The following is a 20501-nucleotide window of genomic DNA, read 5'->3' as shown; positions in this document are numbered from 1 at the left end:
CCGGCCGTCCCGCCCTGGAGAACCCCATGTCGACCCACGACTTCATCGCCGTCGGGCTGGGCCCGTACAACCTGGGCCTGGCCTGCCTGACCGCGCCGATCCGCGACCTCGACGGCCTCTTCCTCGAGGCCCGCGACGAGTTCAACTGGCATCCCGGCATGCTGCTGGAGTCCACCCGCCTGCAGACGCCGTTCCTCGCCGACCTGGTCACCCTGGCCGACCCCACCTCGCCCTACTCGTTCCTGAACTACCTCAAGGAATCCGGGCGGCTGTACCCGTTCTACATCCGGGAGAGCTTCTTCCCGCTGCGCAGCGAGTACAACGACTACTGCCGGTGGGCGGCGGCGAAGCTGTCCAGCGTCCGGTTCGGCCACGAGGTCACCTCCATCGAGTACGACCCGGCCGACGAGCGGTACGTCGTGCACGCCACGGCGGCCGGCGAGCGGGTCATCCACCGAGCCCGGCACCTGGTGCTGGGCACCGGCACCCCGCCCCACGTGCCCGACGCCTGCCGGGACCTCGGCGGCGACGTGATCCACAACTCGCGGTACCTGGAGAACCGGGCGGCGCTGCGGGCCAAGCGCAGCGTCACCGTGGTCGGCAGCGGGCAGAGCGCGGCCGAGATCTACCACGACCTGCTCTCCGACATCGGCACCCACGGCTACCAGCTCAACTGGGTCACCCGCTCGCCGCGGTTCTTCCCGCTGGAGTACACCAAGCTCACCCTGGAGATGACCTCGCCGGACTACGTGGACTACTTCCACGCCCTGCCCGAGGCGACCCGGTACCGGCTGGAGGCCGAGCAGAAGGGCCTGTTCAAGGGCATCAACGCCGACCTGGTCAACGACATCTTCGACCTGCTCTACGCCCGCAGCGTGGCCGGCCCGGTGCCCACCCGGCTGATGACCAACACCGCGCTGAGCACCGCCACCCACGACCCGGCGAGCGGGATGTACACGCTCGGCCTGCGCAACGTCGAGCAGGGCCGCGACTTCACCCTCACCACCGAGGGGCTGGTGCTGGCCACCGGCTACCACTACCGGGTGCCCGACTTCCTGGAGCCCATCCGCGACCGGCTCCGCTGGGACTCGCACGGCCGCTTCGACGTCGCCCGCAACTACTCGGTCGACCAGACCGGCCGGGGTGTCTTCCTCCAGAACGCCAGCACCCAGGCGCACAGCATCACCTCGCCGGATCTCGGCATGGGCGCGTACCGCAACTCCTGGATCATCCGGGAGCTGACCGGGCGCGAGCACTACCCGATCGAGCGGCGCATCGCCTTCCAGGAGTTCGGTGCGCCGGTGGCGGTGACCGCATGACGGTGTTCCGCCGGGTCGACGACCGGCTCGGCGAGTTCGCCCTGCGTACCCTTGATCCGGACGGCGACGCCGCGCTGCTGCACGGCTGGGTCACCCACCCCAAGGCCGGGTTCTGGCTGATGCAGGACGCCGACGTGGCCCGGGTGGCGCAGGAGTACCGGCGGATCGCCGCGCACCCGCACCACGACGCGTACCTCGGCTCGTGGCGCGGCCGGCCGGCGTTCCTCGCCGAGCGGTACGACCCGGCCCACGTCGAACTCGTCGGCCTGTACGGCGCCGCCGACGGCGACGTCGGCATGCACTTCCTCTGCGCGCCCGCCGACAACCCCGTGCACGGCTTCACCCGCGCCGTGATCACCACGGTCATGGCGTGGCTCTTCGCCGACCCGGCCGTCCGCCGCGTCGTCGTCGAACCGGACGTGCGCAACCACGCCGTGCACGCGCTCAACGCCGCCGTGGGCTTCACCGTCGTCGGCCCGATCCGCAAGCCCGAGAAGGACGCTCTGCTCAGCGTCTGCACCCGTGAGAAGTTCCTGGCCGCCACCCGAGGAGACCTGCCCGCGTGAACCCGCTCGCATCCGTGGACCACCTGACCCCGGGGCACTGGGCCGAGGCCAACCGGCTGCTGGTCCGCAAGGCCCTCGCGGAGTTCGCCCACGAACGACTGATCACCCCCGAGCCGCTGGGCGCGGACCGCTACCGGGTACCCGGCGACGACGGCACCGTCGAGTACCGGTTCACCGCCCGGCTGCTCGCCCTGCGGCACTGGCAGGTCGACGCGGCCAGCATCACCCGGCACTCCGACGGCCGGGAGCTGCCGCTGGACGCCGTCGACCTCTGCCTCGACCTGCGCGGGGCGCTCGGCCTCACCGACGAGATCCTGCCGGTCTACCTCGAGGAGATCACCTCGACGCTGGCCGGCACCGCGTACAAGCTCGGCAAGCCGGCGATGGACGCCACCAAGCTGGCCCGGGCGGACTTCCAGGACGTCGAGACGCAGATGACCGAGGGGCACCCCTGCTTCGTGGCCAACAACGGCCGGATCGGTTTCGGGGTGCACGAGTACCACCGGTACGCCCCGGAGGCCGCCCGGCCGGTCCGGCTGATCTGGCTGGCCGCACACCGCGACCACACCACCTTCAGCTGCGCCGCCGACCTGGACTACGACACCCTGGTCCGCGCCGAACTCGGCGACGACACGCTCGCCGGCTTCGCCCGTACCCTCACCGGGCTGGGCCTGGACCCGGCCGACTACCTGCTCCTCCCGGTGCATCCGTGGCAGTGGTGGAACAAGCTCTCCGTCACCTTCGCCGGCGAGGTGGCCCGGCGGCAGATGGTCTGCCTCGGCGAGGGCCCCGACGAGTACCTCGCCCAGCAGTCCATCCGCACCTTCTTCAACGTCACCCACCCGGAGAAGCACTACGTCAAGACCGCCCTGTCCGTGCTCAACATGGGCTTCATGCGCGGGCTGTCCGCCGCGTACATGGAGCACACCCCGGCGATCAACGACTGGCTGGCCGACCTCGTCGCCACCGACCCCGTGTTCCGGCGCAGCCGGCTGACGATCATCCGGGAACGCGCCGCGATCGGCTACCGCCACCGGCAGTACGAGGCGGCGACCGACCGGTACTCCCCGTACCGGAAGATGCTGGCCGCGCTCTGGCGGGAGAGCCCGGTGGCCGGGCTGGAGCCGGGCCGCCGGCTGGCGACCATGGCGTCCCTGCTGCACGTCGACCGGGGCGGCCGCTCGGTCGCCGGCGCGCTGGTGGCGGAGTCGGGGCTGGCGCCGACGGTCTGGCTGCGCCGTTACCTCGACGCCTACCTGGTCCCGCTGCTGCACAGCCTCTACGCCCACGACCTGGTCTTCATGCCGCACGGGGAGAACGTGATCCTGGTGGTGCACGACGGGGTGGTGGAGCGGGTGATCTTCAAGGACATCGCCGAGGAGATCGCGGTATTGGACCCCGAGGCCGACCTGCCGCCCGCGGTGCGGCGCATCCGGGTCGCCGTCCCCGACGAGGAGAAGATCCTGTCGATCTTCACCGACGTGTTCGACTGCTTCCTGCGTCACCTCAACGCCATCCTGGTGACCGAGGGCGTCCTGACCGAGGACGAGTTCTGGCGCACGGTGGCCGAGTGCGCCGCCGACTACCAGCGCGGCGTCCCGCACCTGGCCGAGCGGCTGCGCCGGCACGACCTCTTCACCGCCGAGTTCCCGCTGTCCTGCCTGAACCGGCTGCAACTGCGCAACAACCAACAGATGGTCGACCTCGCCGACCCGTCGGCCGCGTTGCAGTTCGTCGGCACCCTGGCCAACCCGCTCGCCCGCTTCGCCCCACCGCGATGAGCGCCCCCGGCGCGGTGCGCGACGGCAGCCGGCCGGCGGGGACCCCGCCGGCCGGCCCGGTCCGGCACCGCTGGTTGATCCTGGCCGTGCTCTGCCTGGCTCAGGTCACCGTGGTCCTCGACAACACCGTGCTGACCGTGGCGATCCCGGTGCTCACCGGCGAACTGGACGCCACCACCGCCGACGTCCAATGGATGATCAACGCGTACGCGCTGGTGCAGTGCGGCCTGCTGCTCACCGCCGGCAGCGCCGCCGACCGGTACGGGCGGCGGCGGATGCTGCTCGCCGGCCTGGTCCTGTTCGGCGCCGGCTCGCTGGCCGCCGGGCTCGCCGGGACCAGCGGGCAGCTCATCGCCGCCCGGGCCGGCATGGGGATCGGCGGGGCCCTCCTGGTCACCGCCACCCTCGCGGTCGCCATGCAGATCTTCGACGCCGCCGAGCGGACCCGGGCGATCGGTCTCTGGGCGGCCACCAGCGCGCTGGGCTTCGCGGCCGGGCCGCCGATCGGTGGCGCCATCCTCGCCCACCTGCCGTGGAACGCGATCTTCCTGGTCAACGTCCCGATCGTGCTGGTCTGCCTACTGGCCGCCGGGGCGCTGGTGCCGGAGTCCCGCGATCCGGTGGACGGCCGCCTCGACCTGCTCGGCGTGCTGCTCTCCACGGCCGGCCTCACCGGGGTGGTCTGGGCGATCATCTCCGGGCCGGAGCACGGGTGGGCGACGCCGGCGGTGCTCGGCGCGGCCGGTGCCGGCGTGCTCCTGCTGGTGCTCTTCGTGGCGTGGGAGCGGCGGATCCCGGCCCCGATGCTGGACATGGGTCTGTTCTCCGAACGCCGGTTCGTCGGCGCGGTCTGCGGGGTCGTCCTGATCACCTTCGGCGCCACCGGCGCACTGTTCCTGCTGACCCAGCACCTCCAGTTCGTGCGCGGCTATTCGGCGTGGGAGGCGGGACTGCGGATGGTGCCCTTCGCGCTCTCCATCGTCGTGCTCAACCTCGCCGGTGTCGCCGCCCGGGTCATCCGCCGGCTCGGGTCGCCGGCGGCGATCGCCGTCGGGATGGCGCTGCTGGCCGGCGGACTCACGGTCGTCACGCACGCACCGGGGGACGGCTACCCCGTGCTGCTCGGCGGGCTGCTGCTGATGGGCACCGGCTGCGCGCTGGCCAACCCGGCCATCGTCGAGGCGGTGATGAGCGCCGTGCCGGCGCGCAAGGCCGGCGCCGGCGCGGGCGTGGACGGCACCATGACCGAGGTCGGCGGCAGCCTGGGCATCGCCGTGCTGGGGGCCGTGCTGAACGCCCGGTTCGCCGCGCTGCTGCCACCCGCCCTGGCCGGCGCGGGATCGCTCCCCGCCGCCGTGGCCGCCGCCCGGTCGGAGACCGAACGGCAGGTTGTCTCCGACGCGTTCCGCGCGGCACTGGAGACCGGCCAGACGGTGGGCGCCGTCGCGGTTCTCGTCGGCGGCCTCGTCACCGCCGGGCTGCTGCGCCGGGCCGACCGCACCGGCTGATCCGCCGGACCCACCCCGCCGGCTGACCCGGCGCGCCGCCACCGGTCCCGAGATGGCGGCGCGCCGGAGCAGCACGCCCGTCCGTCCGGACCGGTGGCCGGCCCGGGCGGGGGTACCACGCCCGCACCCGGCCGGGCCGTGGCCGGCCCGGCGGGAGCGTCGGGTCAGGCGGCGGTGGACCAGATGGCGCGGAAGGCGGCGGCCTCGCCGGCCAGCCACTGCTCGACCTGCTCGGGCTTGATCGTGTCGGGCATCCGGTGGGCCTCGCCCCGCCGCACGTCGACCAGGACCGGCTCGGCGTGCGGCAGCACCGCGTCCATGTGCCGGGCCATCAGGTGCAGCGTGGCCAGCGTCGCCTCCTCGCTCGGCGGGGCCTCGTCGAAGTGCAGCCGGACGGCCTCGGCGTGGCCGTCGGCGTACCGGACGCCGAAGTGTGGGTTGATCTTGACGGGCAGGTCGCCCAGCATGGCGAGCGCGTCGCGGGTCTGGGCCAGGTCGATGCCGGCCGGCTCGCCGAGGGACTCCAGCCAGGCCGTCGCCCCGGGGACGAGCGCCTGGTAGAGCGGGCGCCACCGGGGCTTGACCACGTCGGCCACGCCGGCGAGGTGGGTGCCGCCGGTGTGGAAGGCGATGTCGGCCTTGAGGGCCTTGACGAACTGGCCGTGCGGGTTGAACCCGTGCCGGCTGGCCCGCTGCTTGCGCAGCCCACCGACGAAGGTGGCCTTGGTCGGCCCGGTGCGGTCGACGTACCGGGTGAAGCCGAGGAGCGTGGCGTAGGGGGTGAGCGGGGCGGCGGAGGTGGGCGCGGTCACGAGCGTCCTCCCAGGTCAGGAACCTCGATTAGTACACACATTCTAATCGACAGGAGTGACATCGCCCAGGGAACGAAAGGGGCCGCCCGGACACTCCGGACGGCCCCGCGAAACTCTTTTCTACAGCTGCCCGACGTCGGTGATCCGGACGACCGCGGCGCCCGCCTCGTCGGACGCGGCGAGGTCCACCTCGGCGCTGATGCCCCAGTCGTGGTCGCCCTCGGGGTCGTCGAGGATCTGCCGTACCGTCCAGCGTTCCCGGCCCTGCTCGATCATCAGCAGCGCCGGCCCGCGCGCGTCGGGGCCGACCCCGATCGAGTCGTACGACTCGAAGTACGGCTCCAGCGCCTCGGCCCACGCGTCGCCGTCCCAGCCCGACGCGGAGTCCAGCTCGCCCAGGTCGTACCAGCGGCGCAGCGCGGCCAGCTCGACCCGGCGGAACAGCGCGTTGCGCACCAGCACCCGGAAGGCGCGGGCGTTGCGGGTGACCGCCGGCGGCTTGTCCGCCAGCGACGAGGCCAGCTCCGCCACGTCGGACGGGTTGCGCAGCCGCTCCCACTCGTCGATCAGGCTGGAGTCGACCTGGCGGACCAGCTCGCCCAGCCACTCGATGAGGTCGACCAGCTCCTCGGTCTTGGCGTCCTCGGGCACAGTCTGCCGCAGCGTCTTGTACGCGTCGGCGAGGTACCGCAGCACCAGGCCCTCCGAGCGGGACAGCCCGTAGAACTGCACGTACTCGGTGAAGGTCATCGCCCGCTCGTACATGTCCCGGACCACCGACTTGGGGGAGAGCTGGTGGTCGGCGACCCAGGGGTGGCCCTGCCGGTACATCTCGTACGCGGCCCCCAGCAGCTCGGCGAGCGGCTTGGGCCAGGTCACCTCGTCGAGCAGTTCGAGGCGGGCCTCGTACTCGATGCCCTCGGCCTTCATCGCGGCCACCGCCTCGCCGCGGGCCTTGAACTGTTGCGCGGAGAGCACCTGCCGGGGGTCGTCGAGGATCGACTCGACGACCGAGAGCACGTCGAGGGCGTACGAGGGGGACTCGACGTCGAGCAGCTCGATCGCGGCGAGCGCCAGCGGCGACAGCGGCTGGTTGAGCGCGAAGTCGAGCTGGAGGTCGACGGTGAGGCGGACCCGCCGGCCGGCCTCGTCCGGCTCGTCGAGCTGTTCGACCACCCCGCCGGCGCGCAGCGCCCGGTAGATCGCGATGGCCCGGCGGATGTGCCGGCGCTGGGCGGCCCGGTCCTCGTGGTTGTCGGTGAGCAGGTGCCGCATCGAGGCGAACGCGTCGCCGGGCCGGCCGATGACGTTGAGCAGCATCGAGTGGCTGACCTGGAAGCTGGAGGTCAGCGGCTCCGGTTCGGCCTCGACCAGGCGCTCGAAGGTGGGCTGCCCCCAGCCGACCGAGCCCTCCGGCGGCTTCTTCTTGACCACCTTGCGCCGCTTCTTCGGGTCGTCACCGGCCTTGGCCAGGGCCTTCTCGTTCTCGATGACGTGCTCGGGGGCCTGCACCACCACCCGGCCGAGGGTGTCGAAGCCGGCCCGCCCGGCCCGCCCGGCGATCTGGTGGAACTCGCGGGCCTTGAGCAGCCGGGTACGCACCCCGTCGTACTTGGACAGGCCGGTGAAGAGCACGGTGCGGATCGGCACGTTGATGCCGACGCCCAGGGTGTCGGTGCCGCAGATGACCTTGAGCAGGCCGGCCTGGGCGAGGGTCTCCACCAGTCGGCGGTACTTGGGCAGCATGCCGGCGTGGTGCACGCCGATGCCGTGCCGGACCAGCCGGGACAGGGTCTTGCCGAAGCCGGAGGTGAACCGGAAGTTGCCGATCGCCTGGGCGATCATGTCCTTCTCGGCCCGGGTGCAGACGTTGACGCTCATCAGCGCCTGGGCGCGTTCCAGCGCGGCGGCCTGGGTGAAGTGCACGACGTAGACCGGGGCCTGCTTGGTCTCCAGCAGCTCCTCGAGGGTCTCGTGCATCGGGGTCATCGCGTACGAGAAGAGCAGCGGGACCGGCCGCTCGGCGGAGCGGACGACGGCGGTGGACCGCCCGGTGCGCCGGGTCAGGTCGTCGACGAACCGGGTGGTGTCGCCGAGCGTGGCCGACATCAGCACGAACTGCGCCTGCGGCAGCTCGATCAGCGGCACCTGCCACGCCCAGCCCCGGTCGGGCTCGGCGTAGAAGTGGAACTCGTCCATGACCACCTGGCCGACGTCCGCCCGGGACCCCTCGCGCAGCGCGAGGTTGGCCAGGATCTCGGCGGTGCAGCAGATGATCGGGGCGTCGGCGTTGACGCTGGCGTCGCCGGTGAGCATGCCGACGTTCTCCGCGCCGAAGACCTCGCAGAGGGCGAAGAACTTCTCCGACACCAGCGCCTTGATCGGCGCGGTGTAGAAGGTGGTCCGGTTGTCGGCCAGGGCGGCGAAGTGCGCCGCGATCGCGACCAGGCTCTTGCCGGAGCCGGTCGGGGTGTTCATGATCACGTTCGCGCCGGAGACGATCTCGATGACCGCCTCCTCCTGGTGGGGGTAGAGGTCGAGGCCGCGCTCCTTCGCCCAGCCGGCGAACGCGTCGTAGAGGGTGTCGGGGTCGGCGCTTCGAGGCAGCGCGGCAGTGAGCGTCATAGCCGCTCCATCGTGCCCGCCCCGCACGCCCGCCCGCCAACCGGGTACGCGCCCCCAGCCCTTCGCGCGTCGCAGATTCAGAGAAAGCGTGGCTATTCCCGCCCCGATAGGCACTCTTTCTCGGAAAGAGCACCCGGCGTCGGCCGGGTGGGCGCGGCGGCGGGGAGGGGAGGGGTGGGGTGGGTCAGGGGTGGCGGGGGTGGATGAGGTCGAAGACGGGGCGGCCGGCGGTCAGGGCGCGGCGCTCGAACCTGGTGACCGGGCGGTGTGCGGGGCGGGGGGCGAAGTCTCCGTGCGGGTCCGCCAGGCCGGGGTCTGCGGTCAGGGTCTCCCGCATCGACTCGGCGTACTCGGCCCAGTCGGTGGCGCAGTGCAGGATGCCACCCGGCCGCAGGCGGGAGCGGAGCAACGCCACGTGTTCCGGCTGGATGATCCGCCGCTTGTGGTGCCGGGCCTTCGGCCAGGGGTCGGGGAAGAAGACGTGCACCGCGTCCAGAGCGTCGGTCGGCATGGCACGGACCAGGTCCAGCGCGTCGCCCTTGGCCACCCGGACGTTGGTCAGCCCGTGCCGTTCCACCAGTTCCAGCAGCTTGCCGAGGCCGGGCGTGTGCACCTCGACGGCCAGGTAGTCCCGGTCCGGGTCGGCGACGGCCATCGCCGCCGTGGCGTCGCCCATGCCGGAGCCGATCTCCAGCACCACGGGGGCGCCCCGGCCGAAGAGCGCGGCCGGGTCGAAGGGGCCGTCGAGCTCGGCGATGTCGATGCCGTACTCCGGCCAGAGCCGTTCCAGCGCGTCCGTCTGGCGGCCGCTCATCCGGCCGCGGCGGGGGTGGAAGGTGCGGATCCGGGCGGCCGGCGGGGCCGCCGGGACGGCGGGGTTCTGGTCGGTGGAGGTCACAGCGACCCGAGCGTACGCGACGGTTCCGTCGTATCGGATGTGATGTACGCCCGGGGGTGAGACGATTCATCCCGTACGGCAGGCCGGCGCTCGCTGTCCCGGCGCTGCCCGAGGCGGCCGGAAGGGGGCAGGATGTCGATCACGCTCCAGCGCACCGCGTTGGCCATCACGTTCGGTGCCCTCGGCCCGGCGTTGCTCGGGGCGGGCGCGGCGCTCGCCGCCCCGCCACCCGCGGCGGCGGCCCTGGCCCCCAGCGAGCCGGCTGAGGTCTGGCCGCTGCAGGCCGGCGAGCCGCAGCCGACTCCCAACGTGGTCTTCGTCGAGGTACGCCCGACCCCGGTGCAGCCCGGCTTCCTGGTCGGCATCCGGGCCAGTTGCCGGGACAACTCCATCCCGGCGACGGTCGTTTCCGACGCGTTCGGCCGGGTGCAGGTGCACCCCCAGCGTGGTGAGCTGACCGCCTCGGCCGAGGTCCGGGAGCGGACCCGGCCGGGCAACTACCGGGTCAAGCTGGAGTGCCGCGACGGCGCGACCGCCTCGACGATGCTCCAGGTGGTCAAGTCGATGAAGCCCAGCCCCGGCCCGCACACCGGCTTCGGCGGCTCCGCCGGCGCCAACCTCACCGGCCTTCTCGTACCCGGTGGCCTGGCCCTGACCATCGCCGGCGCGACGGTCGGCATCATCGCGGCCCGCCGCCCCCGTGGCGCCGCCCGAGGCTGAGCGGCGCGATGGCCTCGCAACCCGCCTCGACACCGGCCGCCCGCGGCGACCGTGCCTCGGCACGCAGCCCCTGGTCGGTGCCGCTCGCGGCGGCCCTGGTGCTGCTCGGCGTCTTCGCGACCGGCGCGGGCCTCGGGCGTACCGTCGGGCCGCTGGACTGGGCGGCCGGCCAGCAACGCCCGGCGGACGCGCAGGAGCGGCCCGACGCAGGGCGCGGCGGCGGGTTGCCGGCCAGCCGGCCGGTGAGCCTGGCGGTGCCGGCCATTCAGGTGACCGCCCCGGTGGCCCCGGTGGGAAAGGCGAGGGACGGGTCGATCGACGTGCCGCCGCTGAACCGGCACCACGAGACCGGCTGGTACGACCGCGGCCCGACCCCGGGTGAGCCCGGCCGGGCCATCATCGTCGGGCACGTCGACTCCAAGAGCGGCCCGGCCGTCTTCTACGAGCTGCGCAAGCTCAAGCCCGGCGACCGGATCGAGGTGACCCGCGAGGATCGCAAGGTCGCGGTGTTCACCGTCGACTCGGTCGAGTACTTCGACAAGTCCCACCTGCCGGCCGACCGGGTCTACGGCGACGACGGGCCGCCGGCGCTGCGGCTGATCACCTGCGGCGGCGCCTGGGTCGGCGGCCGGACCGGCTACGAGGACAACGTCATCGCCTTCGCCTCGCTCGCCGAGACCCGGCAGCCCTGATCGGCCGGGCGCTCAGCCCTTGCCGGTGACCTGCTGGACGACCTCGAACTCCAGCAGCGTGGCGCCCGAGGAGACCGGCCGCCGCTGCTCCCCGCCCGCGCCGCCGGCGTGCGCGGCCCGGGCCGGGCCGGCCGCCCACGCCTGGTACGCCTCCTCGCTCTCCCACCGCGTGTAGACGAAGTAGCGGCTCTCCCCGGCGACCGGGCGCAGCAGCTCGAAGCCGAGGAACCCGGGGGAGTTCTCCACCGCGCCGGCCCGGGCGGCGAACCGCTTCTCCAGCTCCTCGCCGGCGCCGGACGGGACGTCGATCGCGTTGATCTTCACGACTGCCATGGCTCCACCCTAACCAGCGGCCGATCAGCCGGGTGGACGCCCCGCCCGCTCCCCGACGCCGGCCGGGGCCGCCGGACCACCCGCGTCGAGGCAGGGCTCAGAACGACTCGACGGCCGGCACCAGCTCGGCGTCGACCACGATCGGGGCGTGGTCGGACGGGCCCTTGCCCTTGCGGGCCTCCCGGTCGACGTACGCGGAGCGGACCGCCCGGGCGAACGGCGCGGAGGCGTAGACGAGGTCGATCCGCATGCCCTTGTTCTGATGGAACATCCCGGCCCGGTAGTCCCAGTACGTGAAGGGGTGCGGGCCCTTCATCGGGGTCGGCACCACGTCGACCAGCCCGAGGTCGCGCAGCGCCGCCAGGGCGGCCCGCTCGGCCGGCGTGACGTGGGTGGAGGTGACGAAGAGCGCCGGGTCCCAGACGTCGGCGTCGGTGGGGGCGACGTTGAAGTCGCCGCAGACCGCCACCGGCGCCCCGCCGGCCAGCTCCGGCTCCAGCGCGTCCCGCAGCGCGGCGAACCAGGCCAGCTTGTACGCGTAGTGCGGGTCGTCGGGGGAGCGGCCGTTCGGGACGTACACCGACCAGACCCGGACCCCGTCGCAGGTGGCCGAGATGGCCCGGGCCTCCGGTTCGGGGAACCCGGGCTCGCCGGGGAATCCGACCGCCACGTCGGCCAGCCCGACCCGGGACAGGATCGCCACCCCGTTCCACCGGCCGTCGCTGTGGCTGGCCACCTCGTAGCCCAGCTCGCCCACCTCGGCGCTGGGGAAGGAACCGTCGGGGCACTTGGTCTCCTGCAGGCAGACCACGTCCGGGCCGGTCGTGGCCAGCCAGTCGAGCAGCCGGGGCAGGCGGGCCTTCACCGAGTTCACGTTCCAGGTCGCCAGACGCATGCCTTCAGCCTGCCGTATCCGGCCCCGACGCGCCGGGCCAGCCGGCCCGGCGCGCCGCATGATCGGCTATGGAGCCGGCCGCGCGCGGGCGGGCGGTCTGCCGTATCCGGGCTCAGTGCCCGGCGGGGCCAGGCAGGGCGGTCGGCGCGGTTGGTGACGGCGCCGACCGCCGGTTGTTCAGCGGTCGGCCGGGTCAGCCGTTCGGGGTGTCGCCGGGTCGGGTCTGCTCGGCCAGGAACCGCTCCAGCTCGGCGCCGAGCTCGTCGGCGGTGGGCAGCGGCCCGGCCTCGGCGGCCAGCAGGTTCTTCTCGCCGCGCCCACGGGCGAACGCGTCGTACTGCTCCTCCAGGGCCTGGACCAGCGCGGCGGCCTCGTCGGTCTGCGCGACCTGCCGGTCGATCTCGACCCGCACCACCTCGGCGGCAGTGCGCAGACTGTCGCTGGGCAGCAGCAGCCCGGTGCTGCGGGAGACCGAGGAGAGCAGCACCTCGGCGGCGGCCGGGTACTCGGTCTGGGCGACGTAGTGCGGCACGTGCGCGGCGAAGCCGATCGCGTCCCGGCCCGCCTCGCCCAGCCGGTACTCGAGCAGATGGCCGACGCTGCCGGGGACCTGCACCCGCTGGAGCCAGGGCTCGTAGCCGGAGATCAGCTCGCGCCGGGTGGCGTGCGCGGTCACCCCGGTGGGGCGGGTGTGCGGCACGGCCATCGGGATGGAGTTCAGCCCGGCGGTCAGTCGGACGCCGAGTCGGGTGGCCACGGCGGCGACCGCGGCCACGAACCGCTCCCACTGCAGGTCCGGCTCCGGGCCGGTGAGCAGCAGGAAGGGGGTTTCGTCGTCGTCGTGCAGCAGGTGCAGCGCCAGCTCCGGCGCGTCGTAGTGCTCCCAGTGGTCCTCGACGAAGGTCATCACCGGACGGCGGGAGCGGTAGTCGAAGAGCTGATCGACGTCGAAGGTCGCGATCTGACGCGATTCCAGCGAGGTGAGCAGCTGCTCACGGGCCAGGCGGCTCGCGTTGCCGGCGTCGACGAAGCCGGTCAGGGCCTGGATCAGCACCGGCTGCCCGAGGTCGGGCAGGTCGTCGGTGAGCTGGTAGAGCTCGTGTGGGTCGAGCACCGGTCGGACCTCCTGAGGAAACGCGCGTACGGGCCGCCGTGCGCGCACGGCTCCCGGTTCGCCGAACGTACCCGCCCGCGGTATCCATTCCAGCAACGGGCGGCTCGCGGCGATCCTGGCGAGTAAAGACGGACGAAGCGCGCATTTCGCCGATCATCCGAGGCGCGGTTGTCCGTTGGTCTACCAATCGCTCATACCAACGGGGGATATGGTCGATCATGCGGGCCGGGGCGGCGATGTCGACCCCGTCGTTCCGGAACTCCCGCCGCCGGGGGGTCTTCCCGAGATGCCGGTTCTGCGGGGTTACGCCCTGCCGCCACGGGGCACCACCGACGCGTCCCGGTTCGACCCGTCGGATTGTGGCGAGGGCCACTCGCTCACGGTGGGTGGCCCGTAAAACGCCTGCCTAACGTCGTCGGATGCGTGACGACGACACCATCGACGACCAGTACGCCCACGAGGGCCCGACTGGCCGTTCGGACGATACCCCCTCGTCCGTTCAGGTCGGCGTTCTCCGTGGCGGCGAGGCCGCTCCCTCGCTCCGTACCCGCCTCGGCGCCCTCGTTAACCCCCTGACCCGCCGCCCGTCGCGGGTGGCGCTCGCCTCCGGCGTGGTCTGCTGCCTCGGCGTGGCGGCCTTCGCCGGCGTGCAGGCCCTGCCGGCCGACCGGCTCGATCCGGTCGCCGCCCAGCCGGCACTCACCGAGCGGGCGCAGGAGGGCGTGGCCTCCCGAGGCCAGGCGCGTACCCCGGTCACCGCGACCCCGACCCCCGCCGCCACCCGGACCGCCTCGCCGTCGCCGACCGCGATGAAGAAGGCCACGCCGAAGCCCAAGCCGAAGCCGAAGCGGATCGCCCCCGTCGCCGGCCTGGACCAGGCCCAGATGGACAACGCCAAGGCCATCGTCAAGGCCGGCCGGAAGATGGGCGTGCCCCGACAGGCCCTGATCATCGCCGTGGCCACCGCGATGCAGGAGAGCAACCTCTACAACTACGCCAGCGGCGTGCTGCCCGAGTCCCAGAACTACCCCCACCAGGCCATCGGCTGGGACCACGACTCGGTCGGGCTGTTCCAGCAGCGGCCCAGCAGCGGCTGGGGCGAGGTCCGCGACCTGATGGACCCCGAGTACGCCACCCAGGCGTTCCTCTCCGCGCTGCTGGAGATCCCCGGCTGGCAGAACCTGGCGCTGACCGACGCGGCCCAGGCCGTGCAGGTCTCGGCGTTCCCGTGGGCCTACGCCCAGCACGAGTGGCGGGCGACCGAGGTGGTCGAGGCCATCCTGGCCTGATCGTCCCGGGTTGTCGGTTGCCGGTTGTCCGTTCGGGGTACACATGATGCACGACCATCGAACGGAGGACGACATGTCACTGGTGCAACGGATCAGGGCGTTCCTGCGCTCGCCGCGCGGGCAACAGCTGGTCGACCGGGGCCGGCGTGAGTTGGCCAAGCCGGAGAACCAGGCCAAGCTCAGGCAGGTGGCCAACCGGTTCTCCAGCCGCCGCCGCTGATCGTCCCCCGCTCGCCCTCGACACCGGGAGCCCCCGTGACCGACTCCGCCCCCGTCGACGACGAACCCACCACCCCCACCCCGCCGCCGGCCAGCCCGGCGGCGGCGGTCACCCCGCCGGCCACCCGGGCGGGGGAGCCGGACGCCCCCGAGGCGCCGCCCGCCCGGCTCTGGGACCGGATGCGGGAGGACCCGCAGTACGCGCCGGAGCACCTCGCCCTGGAGGCGGTGCGCCGGCTGGGGCCGGAGGCCGCCGAGTGGGCGGCTCGGGCCCGTGCCGAGCGCCCCGACGTCTCCGCCGACGACCTCGCCGAGCAGGCGGTCCGGAAGTTCGTCAACCGGGCCCGCCTCTCCGGGGCGGTCTCCGGCGTGGCCGGGCTGCCCGGCGCGGTGATCGACGTCGGCGTGCTGGCCTGGACCCAGGCCCGGCTGGTGCTGCACATCGCCGCCGCGTACGGGGTGGACCCGGTGCATCCGGACCGGGCCACCGACCTGCTGGTGCTGCAGAAGGTGCACAAGGTCGCCGAGAGCGCCCGGCTGGCCCTGGGCGTGGCGGCGGGCCGGGAACGCGCCGGAGCCCTGTTCGGCCACGGCGCGCAGAACCCGCTCGGCAAGGTGATGCTCCGCCTCGGCGTGCGGCTGGCCCAGATGGCCGGGGTCCGTGCGGCGAAGCGGATGTTCGCCAAGGTCGTGCCGGGCGCTGCCATCATCCTCGGCACCTGGGCCAACTCCTCGGCCACCAAGGACCTCGCCGAGCGCGCCTGCGCGCTCTACCGGGCCGGTCGGGGCGGCGTGCCGCAGCCTCGCCGTTCCTGACCCGCACGGCAGGACGGCGGTGCCCCGGTCTCCGGGGCACCGCCGTTTCGCGTGCCCGGTGGGCAACAGCGGTCCACGCCGCCCGCGGTCGGCGGCCGACCGTTCCACCTCAGGCTCTGCCGGTCGGCCCGAGCGTCCCGGTGACCCGCTCGGAATGCTCGTCAGAGTCGCCAGCCGGCGGTGGAGAAGCTGACGTCGGCGAGCCGGTTCTGCCCGGCCACGTTGGGGTGGAACCAGTCGAGCCCGTTCACCTCGTCCAGGGTGAAGCGCACCCGGTGCACCGCCCCGCCGTCGTGCCGGCAGCGTGTCCCGTACGCCCGGCAGGCCGCCTTCAGTTGGGCGTTGTAGTCGTCGATGCGGTCGCGGAACCTGGCCCGGCGGGCCCGGTCGGCCGGGGCGGTGGAGGTCGCGTGGGCCAGCAGCGAGGGGCAGATGCCGGCCCGCCAGATCCGGGTGGCCCGCGAGTCGGTGTGCCCGACCTCCCAGAGCCGGTACAGGTCGGGGATGCTCACCACCAGCACGCGGGCCTTCGGTCGCCCCTTGCGCAGCACCCGCAGGCCACGGTCGACCTCGGTGCGGAACGTCGCCACCGGCGTCATCGTGTCGATGTCGTCGCGGCAGGCGTCGTTGGCGCCGATCAGCACGGTCACGTAGTCGGCCTTGTCGCGTACGGCCGCCTGCGCCTGCCCGGCGAGCGCCTCGGCCCGCGCCCCGGGCACGGCATGGTTGTGCGCCCGGCCGCGGATGTCCGGGTTGGCCTCGAGCAGCCGGCGGTAGTGGCTCTCCACCCGGATGCCGTCCCCTGTGGACCAGGAGTTGCGCTGGCAGGAGGTGAGCACGAGGCAGGAGCCGAAGCCGGTGGTGACCGAGTCGCCGAGCGCGGCCATGGTGGTGGGCAGGCCGGACTGGCCGGGCTCCCGCGTCGGCCGGGGCGAGGCGTTGCCGCCCTCCTCGCACGCGAGGGCGACCAGCGCCAGCAGGCAGGCGACGGCGGCGACCCAGCGTCGAGGCATTGTGTTCCCCCGGTCCGGCGGCGCAGAGCGACAGCGCGGTAACTCTACGGGGGCGGCCGGCCGGGTTGGGCTGTTCGTGTCGACTTTCAGGCAGAGTAAATATTTAGAAACATGGATTTGATAGGACGGGTCAGCGGGACGCCCGCCACGGCGGCCGCTGCCCGTGCAGCCACCAGTGCAGCGCCCGGGTGATCCGGGGCAGCACCAGGTACGTCATCAGCGGGGTCAGGCAGAGCGTCATGAGCAGCGTCCGCGCGGCCAGCGGCACCCCGCCGATGAACCGGGCGGTGAGCAGGGTGGCGGCCAGGCTCAGCGGAAAGAACGCCAGCCAGATCGTCACCGCCTGCTTCCAGCGCGGCGGGGACACCGGCGCGGCCGGCTCGCCGACGGCCGGCGCCAGGGTCTCGACCACGTGGTCGACCGGCGGGTCGAACCAGCCCTCGATCCCGGTGCGCCGCTCGACCCGGGTGTGCTCGACGATGCCCTGCGCCGAGGTGAGCCACCAGTTGCGCTGCGGGGACTCCTCCCAGCGGCGCAGCGTCTCGTGGTCGGCGAACCGGTAGAGCATGTGCCACTCCGGCGAGCCGGGCGCGCTCTGCACCCAGCCCATGCCGAGGAACCCCGGAAAGCTCTCGGCCAGCGCGCTGCCGGCCCGCATCCAGGCGACCATTTCGTGGGCGCGCGCGGGGTCGGCGCGCCGGGCGATGGCGACGGTCACCGGCACCGCGTGGGTCATGGTCATGCCCTCATCCTTCCCGCCCGCGCCGGGGCCGGCCCGGTCGTGGCGCGTCGGTGTAACGCAACCCACCGCCGGCCGCATCCGCGGCATACCCGCTCCGTGGCCGGCATCACCGCCCCGCCCTCCCGAGCCACCCCGGACCCCTGAGCGCGTCGGTCCCGGCCCGGTTTGCGGCGTGTCGCGGTGACGTCGGGCCGGGATGGCGCGACACGCCGCAAAGCGCGTGCCGCGGCCGCGATGGCCGAGACGCGTTGTCCTGCAGCGGCCGCCGTGGCGTGACTCGCTGTTTGCGGCGTGTCGCGGTGACGTCGGGACGGGATGGCGCGACACGCCGCAAACGGGGCCCCGAGGTCCGGTTCGCGGGCGGGCGGCGGGCGGGACGGCGGCGGTCGGTGCGGCGGCTGGGGCGGGCGGTTAGGGCCCGTCCTGCGGGGGTAGGCCGGAGGAATGACGAGATCGCAGCCCCGGCGTGCCCGTGGCACGGTCGGCCACGCGTACAGCGCGTTAAACCTCCGGCTCGCGCTGGCCCTGTTCGGCCTGGTCACCATGACCGTCTTCGCGGTGCTGGCGTTCTGGGCCGACGTGGTCTGGTTGGGGGTGGTGTGCGCGGTCTTCGCCGTGGTCGCCGTGGTCGACCTGGTCGTCATCCAGCGCCGCCGCGCCGCGCGCCGCCGTGAGGAGCCGGGCGTGCGGCACTCACTCTTCGAGTGACAGGAGTACGAGATGCCCATCGCCACCACCAATCCCGCCAACGGGCAGCTGCTCAAGTCGTACGAGCCGATGTCGGCCGAGCAGATCGACGCCGCGATCGACCGGGCCGACGTGGCGTTCCGGGACCTGCACGGCACCACGCTCGCCCAGCGGGCGCAGTGGATGAACGCCGCGGCCGATCTGCTCGACGCGGAACGGGACGCCACCGCCCGGCTGATGACCACCGAGATGGGCAAGACGTACGTCGCGGCGCAGGCCGAGGTGACCAAGTGCGCCACCGCCTGCCGGTTCTACGCCGCCAACGCGGAGCGGATGCTCGCCGACGAGCCGGCCGACGCCGGCGCGGTCAAGGCCAGGCGGGCCTTCGTGCGGTACCAGCCGATCGGGCCGGTGCTCGCGGTGATGCCGTGGAACTTCCCGCTCTGGCAGGTGATGCGGTTCGCCGCGCCGGCGCTGATGGCCGGCAACACCGGCCTGCTCAAGCACGCCTCCAACGTGCCGCAGACCGCCCTCTACCTGGAGGAGCTGTTCCGCCGGGCCGGCTTCCCCGAGGGCGCGTTCACCACCCTGCTGGTCGGCTCGGAGGCCGTGGACCCGATCCTCAGCGACCCGCGGGTCCGCGCCGCCACGCTGACCGGCAGCGAGGGGGCGGGCCGCTCGATCGGCCAGATCGCCGGGCGGGAGCTGAAGAAGACGGTGCTGGAACTCGGCGGCAGCGACCCGTTCGTGGTGATGCCGTCGGCCGACCTGGACCGCGCCGCCGAGGTCGCCACCACCGCCCGCTGCCAGAACAACGGCCAGTCCTGCATCGCCGCCAAGCGGTTCATCGTGCACACCGACGCCTTCGACGCCTTCGCCGACAAGTTCGCGGCCAACATGTCCGCGCTGCGGGTGGGCGACCCGATGGACGAGAACACCGACGTGGGGCCGCTGGCCAGCGAGCGCGGCCGGGACGAGATCCACGCCCAGGTGCAGGACGCGGTCGACCACGGCGCCACCGTGCTCTGCGGCGGCGAGAAGCCCGCTGGCGCCGGCTGGTTCTACCCGCCGACCGTGGTCACCGACCTGAACCCGCAGATGCGGATGTGGTCGGAGGAGGTCTTCGGGCCGGTCGCCGGCCTGTTCCGGGTGTCGTCCTACGCCGAGGCGATCGAGGTCGCCAACGGCACCGCCTTCGGCCTCGGCTCGAACGCCTGGACCACCGACACTCAGGAGCAGGAGCGCTTCGCCGTCGACCTGGACGCCGGCAGCGTGTTCATCAACGGGATGACCACCTCGTACCCGGAGCTGCCGTTCGGCGGCGTGAAGAACTCCGGCTACGGCCGGGAGCTGTCCGCGCTCGGCATGCGGGAGTTCTGCAACACCAAGACCGTCTGGGTGGGTGAGGGCGCGGCATCGGCCGGTGCCGGCGCGCACGCCGAGTAGCCCGCTTTTGGCCGGACACCGTCATGGGTAGGGATAGCCCATGACGGTGTTCGGCTTCCATGCCTCCCACGAGCAGATCCACCCGAGCCGGCTGCTGGATGCGGTGATCCACGCCGAGCGGGCCGGCTTCGACGCCGCCATGTCCTCGGACCACTTCTCGCCGTGGAGCGCCCGGCAGGGCCAGTCCGGCTTCGCGTGGTCCTGGCTCGGCGCCGCCCTCCAGGCCACCGGCCTGCCGTTCGGCGTGGTCAACGCGCCCGGCCAGCGCTACCACCCGGCGATCATCGCGCAGGCGATCGGCACCCTCGGCGCGATGTACCCGGGCCGGTTCTGGGCCGCGCTGGGCACCGGCGAGGCGAGCAACGAGCACGTCACCGGCGACGGCTGGCCGCGCAAGGACGTGCGCGCCGCCCGGCTGCGCGAGTGCGTCGACGTCATCCGGGCGCTCCTCGCCGGCGAGGAGGTCAGCCACGACGGCCTGGTCCGGGTCGACCGGGCCCGGCTCTGGACCCGCCCGGAGCAGCCGCCGGCGCTGATCGGCGCGGCGGTCAGCGCCGCCACCGCGCGCTGGTGCGCCGAGTGGGCGGACGGCCTGATCACCGTCAACGCCCCCACCGCACACCTGCGGCAGATGATCGACGCCTACCGGGACGCCGGCGGGCGCGGCCCGCTGCACCTGCAGGTGCACGTCAGCTGGGCGCCCGAGCAGGCCGAGGCCGAGGCGATCGCGTACGACCAGTGGCGCAGCAACGTCTTCGCCCCGCCGGTCTGCTGGGACCTGGACACCGCGGAGCACTTCGACGCGGTCTCCGAGCAGGTGCCGATGGAAAAGGTCGCCGAGGTCGTCAACATCTCGGCCGACACCGGCCGGCACGTCGGCTGGCTGGAGGAGTACGTCGAACTCGGCTTCGACCAGATCGCCCTGCACCACGTCGGGCAGGAGCAGCGCGCCTTCATCGACACGTTCGGCGCGCAGGTGCTGCCGAAGCTGCGGACCACGGCCTGATCTCGTCCCGCCGGCGGGCC

The 20501-nt window shown here is 73.2% G+C and carries 20 protein-coding genes; 12 read left to right on the top strand and 8 right to left on the bottom strand.

The window, feature by feature from the left end; genetic code table 11:
* The first annotated feature begins 26 nt into the window (after positions 1–26).
* From ACTMS9_RS16200 to ACTMS9_RS16185, 4 genes are read left to right on the top strand one after another with little or no spacing between them, the layout of a single operon-like run.
* Positions 27–1319: a lysine N(6)-hydroxylase/L-ornithine N(5)-oxygenase family protein gene (locus tag ACTMS9_RS16200; RefSeq protein ID WP_441165344.1), complete on the top strand. Its 1293-nt coding sequence runs from the start codon at positions 27–29 to the stop codon at positions 1317–1319.
* The gene (locus ACTMS9_RS16195; RefSeq protein WP_441148014.1) at positions 1316–1885 is read left to right on the top strand and encodes a GNAT family N-acetyltransferase; all 570 of its coding nucleotides are present in this window, start codon (positions 1316–1318) and stop codon (positions 1883–1885) included. Before ACTMS9_RS16200 ends, ACTMS9_RS16195 begins: the two co-directional genes overlap by 4 nt.
* The gene (locus ACTMS9_RS16190; protein WP_441165343.1) at positions 1882–3666 is read left to right on the top strand and encodes an IucA/IucC family protein; all 1785 of its coding nucleotides are present in this window, start codon (positions 1882–1884) and stop codon (positions 3664–3666) included. The genes ACTMS9_RS16195 and ACTMS9_RS16190 overlap by 4 nt, the downstream gene beginning before the upstream one ends.
* Complete coding sequence (locus ACTMS9_RS16185) at positions 3663–5174, top strand: MFS transporter (RefSeq protein ID WP_441165342.1); 1512 nt, start codon at positions 3663–3665, stop codon at positions 5172–5174. The genes ACTMS9_RS16190 and ACTMS9_RS16185 overlap by 4 nt, the downstream gene beginning before the upstream one ends.
* A 164-nt stretch (positions 5175–5338) precedes the next feature.
* Here the strand turns inward: ACTMS9_RS16185 and ACTMS9_RS16180 are convergent, their stop codons facing one another.
* The 3 genes from ACTMS9_RS16180 to trmB all read right to left on the bottom strand — a co-directional run bounded on the left by ACTMS9_RS16180 (position 5339) and on the right by trmB (position 9509).
* The gene (locus tag ACTMS9_RS16180) at positions 5339–5986 is read right to left on the bottom strand and encodes a hypothetical protein (protein ID WP_154938380.1); all 648 of its coding nucleotides are present in this window, start codon (positions 5984–5986) and stop codon (positions 5339–5341) included.
* Between the two features lie 120 nt (positions 5987–6106).
* A complete protein-coding gene (locus ACTMS9_RS16175; protein ID WP_441165341.1) occupies positions 6107–8611 on the bottom strand; it encodes a DEAD/DEAH box helicase in 2505 nt (834 codons plus the stop codon).
* 184 nt (positions 8612–8795) lie between these two features.
* Positions 8796–9509 (bottom strand): tRNA (guanosine(46)-N7)-methyltransferase TrmB, encoded by a 714-nt coding sequence (gene trmB / locus ACTMS9_RS16170; RefSeq protein WP_441165340.1) that lies wholly within the window; start codon positions 9507–9509, stop codon positions 8796–8798.
* A gap of 132 nt (positions 9510–9641) precedes the next feature.
* Between trmB and ACTMS9_RS16165 the strand changes: the two genes are divergently transcribed.
* Positions 9642–10229, top strand: coding sequence for a hypothetical protein (locus ACTMS9_RS16165; protein WP_441148019.1), 588 nt, complete (start codon positions 9642–9644; stop codon positions 10227–10229).
* Between the two features lie 8 nt (positions 10230–10237).
* Positions 10238–10921 carry a class F sortase gene (locus ACTMS9_RS16160; RefSeq protein WP_441148020.1) on the top strand — a complete coding sequence of 228 codons (684 nt, stop codon included), beginning with the start codon at positions 10238–10240 and terminating at the stop codon, positions 10919–10921.
* A gap of 12 nt (positions 10922–10933) precedes the next feature.
* On the opposite strand, the gene ACTMS9_RS16155 is transcribed toward ACTMS9_RS16160, so the two are convergent.
* The 3 genes from ACTMS9_RS16155 to ACTMS9_RS16145 all read right to left on the bottom strand — a co-directional run bounded on the left by ACTMS9_RS16155 (position 10934) and on the right by ACTMS9_RS16145 (position 13263).
* Complete coding sequence (locus ACTMS9_RS16155) at positions 10934–11254, bottom strand: antibiotic biosynthesis monooxygenase family protein (protein ID WP_441148021.1); 321 nt, start codon at positions 11252–11254, stop codon at positions 10934–10936.
* A 97-nt stretch (positions 11255–11351) separates the two neighbouring features.
* Entirely contained in the window at positions 11352–12149 is a 798-nt protein-coding gene (locus tag ACTMS9_RS16150) for an exodeoxyribonuclease III (protein ID WP_441148022.1), read from the bottom strand.
* Between the two features lie 193 nt (positions 12150–12342).
* On the bottom strand, positions 12343–13263 hold the full coding sequence (locus tag ACTMS9_RS16145; protein ID WP_441148023.1) for a proteasome assembly chaperone family protein: 921 nt from the start codon (positions 13261–13263) through the stop codon (positions 12343–12345).
* 419 nt (positions 13264–13682) lie between these two features.
* On the opposite strand from ACTMS9_RS16145, the gene ACTMS9_RS16140 reads away from it, so the two are divergent.
* The 3 genes from ACTMS9_RS16140 to ACTMS9_RS16130 all read left to right on the top strand — a co-directional run bounded on the left by ACTMS9_RS16140 (position 13683) and on the right by ACTMS9_RS16130 (position 15587).
* Positions 13683–14552, top strand: a complete 870-nt coding sequence (locus tag ACTMS9_RS16140; RefSeq protein ID WP_441165339.1) for a peptidase M23 — start codon at positions 13683–13685, stop codon at positions 14550–14552.
* A gap of 73 nt (positions 14553–14625) precedes the next feature.
* The gene (locus ACTMS9_RS16135; protein ID WP_170285326.1) at positions 14626–14772 is read left to right on the top strand and encodes a hypothetical protein; all 147 of its coding nucleotides are present in this window, start codon (positions 14626–14628) and stop codon (positions 14770–14772) included.
* 35 nt (positions 14773–14807) lie between these two features.
* Positions 14808–15587 (top strand): EcsC family protein, encoded by a 780-nt coding sequence (locus ACTMS9_RS16130; RefSeq protein WP_441165338.1) that lies wholly within the window; start codon positions 14808–14810, stop codon positions 15585–15587.
* A 161-nt stretch (positions 15588–15748) separates the two neighbouring features.
* Here ACTMS9_RS16130 and ACTMS9_RS16125 read toward each other — a convergent pair whose 3' ends face one another.
* Both ACTMS9_RS16125 and ACTMS9_RS16120 read right to left on the bottom strand, forming a co-directional pair.
* Positions 15749–16600 (bottom strand): GDSL-type esterase/lipase family protein, encoded by an 852-nt coding sequence (locus ACTMS9_RS16125; protein ID WP_441165337.1) that lies wholly within the window; start codon positions 16598–16600, stop codon positions 15749–15751.
* A gap of 130 nt (positions 16601–16730) precedes the next feature.
* Positions 16731–17342: an antibiotic biosynthesis monooxygenase gene (locus ACTMS9_RS16120; RefSeq protein WP_210778629.1), complete on the bottom strand. Its 612-nt coding sequence runs from the start codon at positions 17340–17342 to the stop codon at positions 16731–16733.
* Between the two features lie 444 nt (positions 17343–17786).
* Here ACTMS9_RS16120 and ACTMS9_RS16115 point away from each other — a divergent pair, with 444 nt between their 5' ends.
* From ACTMS9_RS16115 to ACTMS9_RS16105, 3 genes are read left to right on the top strand one after another with little or no spacing between them, the layout of a single operon-like run.
* A complete protein-coding gene (locus ACTMS9_RS16115; RefSeq protein WP_179804193.1) occupies positions 17787–18050 on the top strand; it encodes a DUF6343 family protein in 264 nt (87 codons plus the stop codon).
* A 12-nt stretch (positions 18051–18062) separates the two neighbouring features.
* Positions 18063–19475, top strand: coding sequence for an NADP-dependent succinic semialdehyde dehydrogenase (locus tag ACTMS9_RS16110; RefSeq protein ID WP_441148027.1), 1413 nt, complete (start codon positions 18063–18065; stop codon positions 19473–19475).
* A 40-nt stretch (positions 19476–19515) separates the two neighbouring features.
* A complete protein-coding gene (locus ACTMS9_RS16105; RefSeq protein WP_441148028.1) occupies positions 19516–20481 on the top strand; it encodes a TIGR03885 family FMN-dependent LLM class oxidoreductase in 966 nt (321 codons plus the stop codon).
* The last annotated feature ends 20 nt before the right edge of the window (positions 20482–20501 follow it).

It is taken from the genome of Micromonospora sp. L31 (assembly GCF_052068075.1).
In the GTDB taxonomy this organism is placed as follows: Bacteria; Actinomycetota; Actinomycetes; order Mycobacteriales; family Micromonosporaceae; genus Micromonospora; species Micromonospora purpureochromogenes.
The sequence above is the reverse complement of the archived record's forward strand: the minus strand, read 5'-3'. Positions and strand labels throughout refer to the sequence as shown.

What these genes read in the sequence shown, in the direction of transcription:
- ACTMS9_RS16125 (WP_441165337.1), bottom strand. Translation starts at nt 16,600, where the DNA reads ATGCCTCGACGCTGGGTCGCCGCCGTCGCCTGCCTGCTGGCGCTGGTC.
- ACTMS9_RS16160 (WP_441148020.1), top strand. Translation starts at nt 10,238, where the DNA reads ATGGCCTCGCAACCCGCCTCGACACCGGCCGCCCGCGGCGACCGTGCC.
- ACTMS9_RS16140 (WP_441165339.1), top strand. Translation starts at nt 13,683, where the DNA reads ATGCGTGACGACGACACCATCGACGACCAGTACGCCCACGAGGGCCCG.
- ACTMS9_RS16185 (WP_441165342.1), top strand. Translation starts at nt 3,663, where the DNA reads ATGAGCGCCCCCGGCGCGGTGCGCGACGGCAGCCGGCCGGCGGGGACC.
- ACTMS9_RS16155 (WP_441148021.1), bottom strand. Translation starts at nt 11,254, where the DNA reads ATGGCAGTCGTGAAGATCAACGCGATCGACGTCCCGTCCGGCGCCGGC.
- ACTMS9_RS16115 (WP_179804193.1), top strand. Translation starts at nt 17,787, where the DNA reads ATGACGAGATCGCAGCCCCGGCGTGCCCGTGGCACGGTCGGCCACGCG.
- ACTMS9_RS16150 (WP_441148022.1), bottom strand. Translation starts at nt 12,149, where the DNA reads ATGCGTCTGGCGACCTGGAACGTGAACTCGGTGAAGGCCCGCCTGCCC.
- ACTMS9_RS16165 (WP_441148019.1), top strand. Translation starts at nt 9,642, where the DNA reads ATGTCGATCACGCTCCAGCGCACCGCGTTGGCCATCACGTTCGGTGCC.
- ACTMS9_RS16175 (WP_441165341.1), bottom strand. Translation starts at nt 8,611, where the DNA reads ATGACGCTCACTGCCGCGCTGCCTCGAAGCGCCGACCCCGACACCCTC.
- ACTMS9_RS16120 (WP_210778629.1), bottom strand. Translation starts at nt 17,342, where the DNA reads ATGACCATGACCCACGCGGTGCCGGTGACCGTCGCCATCGCCCGGCGC.
- ACTMS9_RS16135 (WP_170285326.1), top strand. Translation starts at nt 14,626, where the DNA reads ATGTCACTGGTGCAACGGATCAGGGCGTTCCTGCGCTCGCCGCGCGGG.
- ACTMS9_RS16200 (WP_441165344.1), top strand. Translation starts at nt 27, where the DNA reads ATGTCGACCCACGACTTCATCGCCGTCGGGCTGGGCCCGTACAACCTG.
- ACTMS9_RS16195 (WP_441148014.1), top strand. Translation starts at nt 1,316, where the DNA reads ATGACGGTGTTCCGCCGGGTCGACGACCGGCTCGGCGAGTTCGCCCTG.
- ACTMS9_RS16105 (WP_441148028.1), top strand. Translation starts at nt 19,516, where the DNA reads ATGACGGTGTTCGGCTTCCATGCCTCCCACGAGCAGATCCACCCGAGC.
- ACTMS9_RS16110 (WP_441148027.1), top strand. Translation starts at nt 18,063, where the DNA reads ATGCCCATCGCCACCACCAATCCCGCCAACGGGCAGCTGCTCAAGTCG.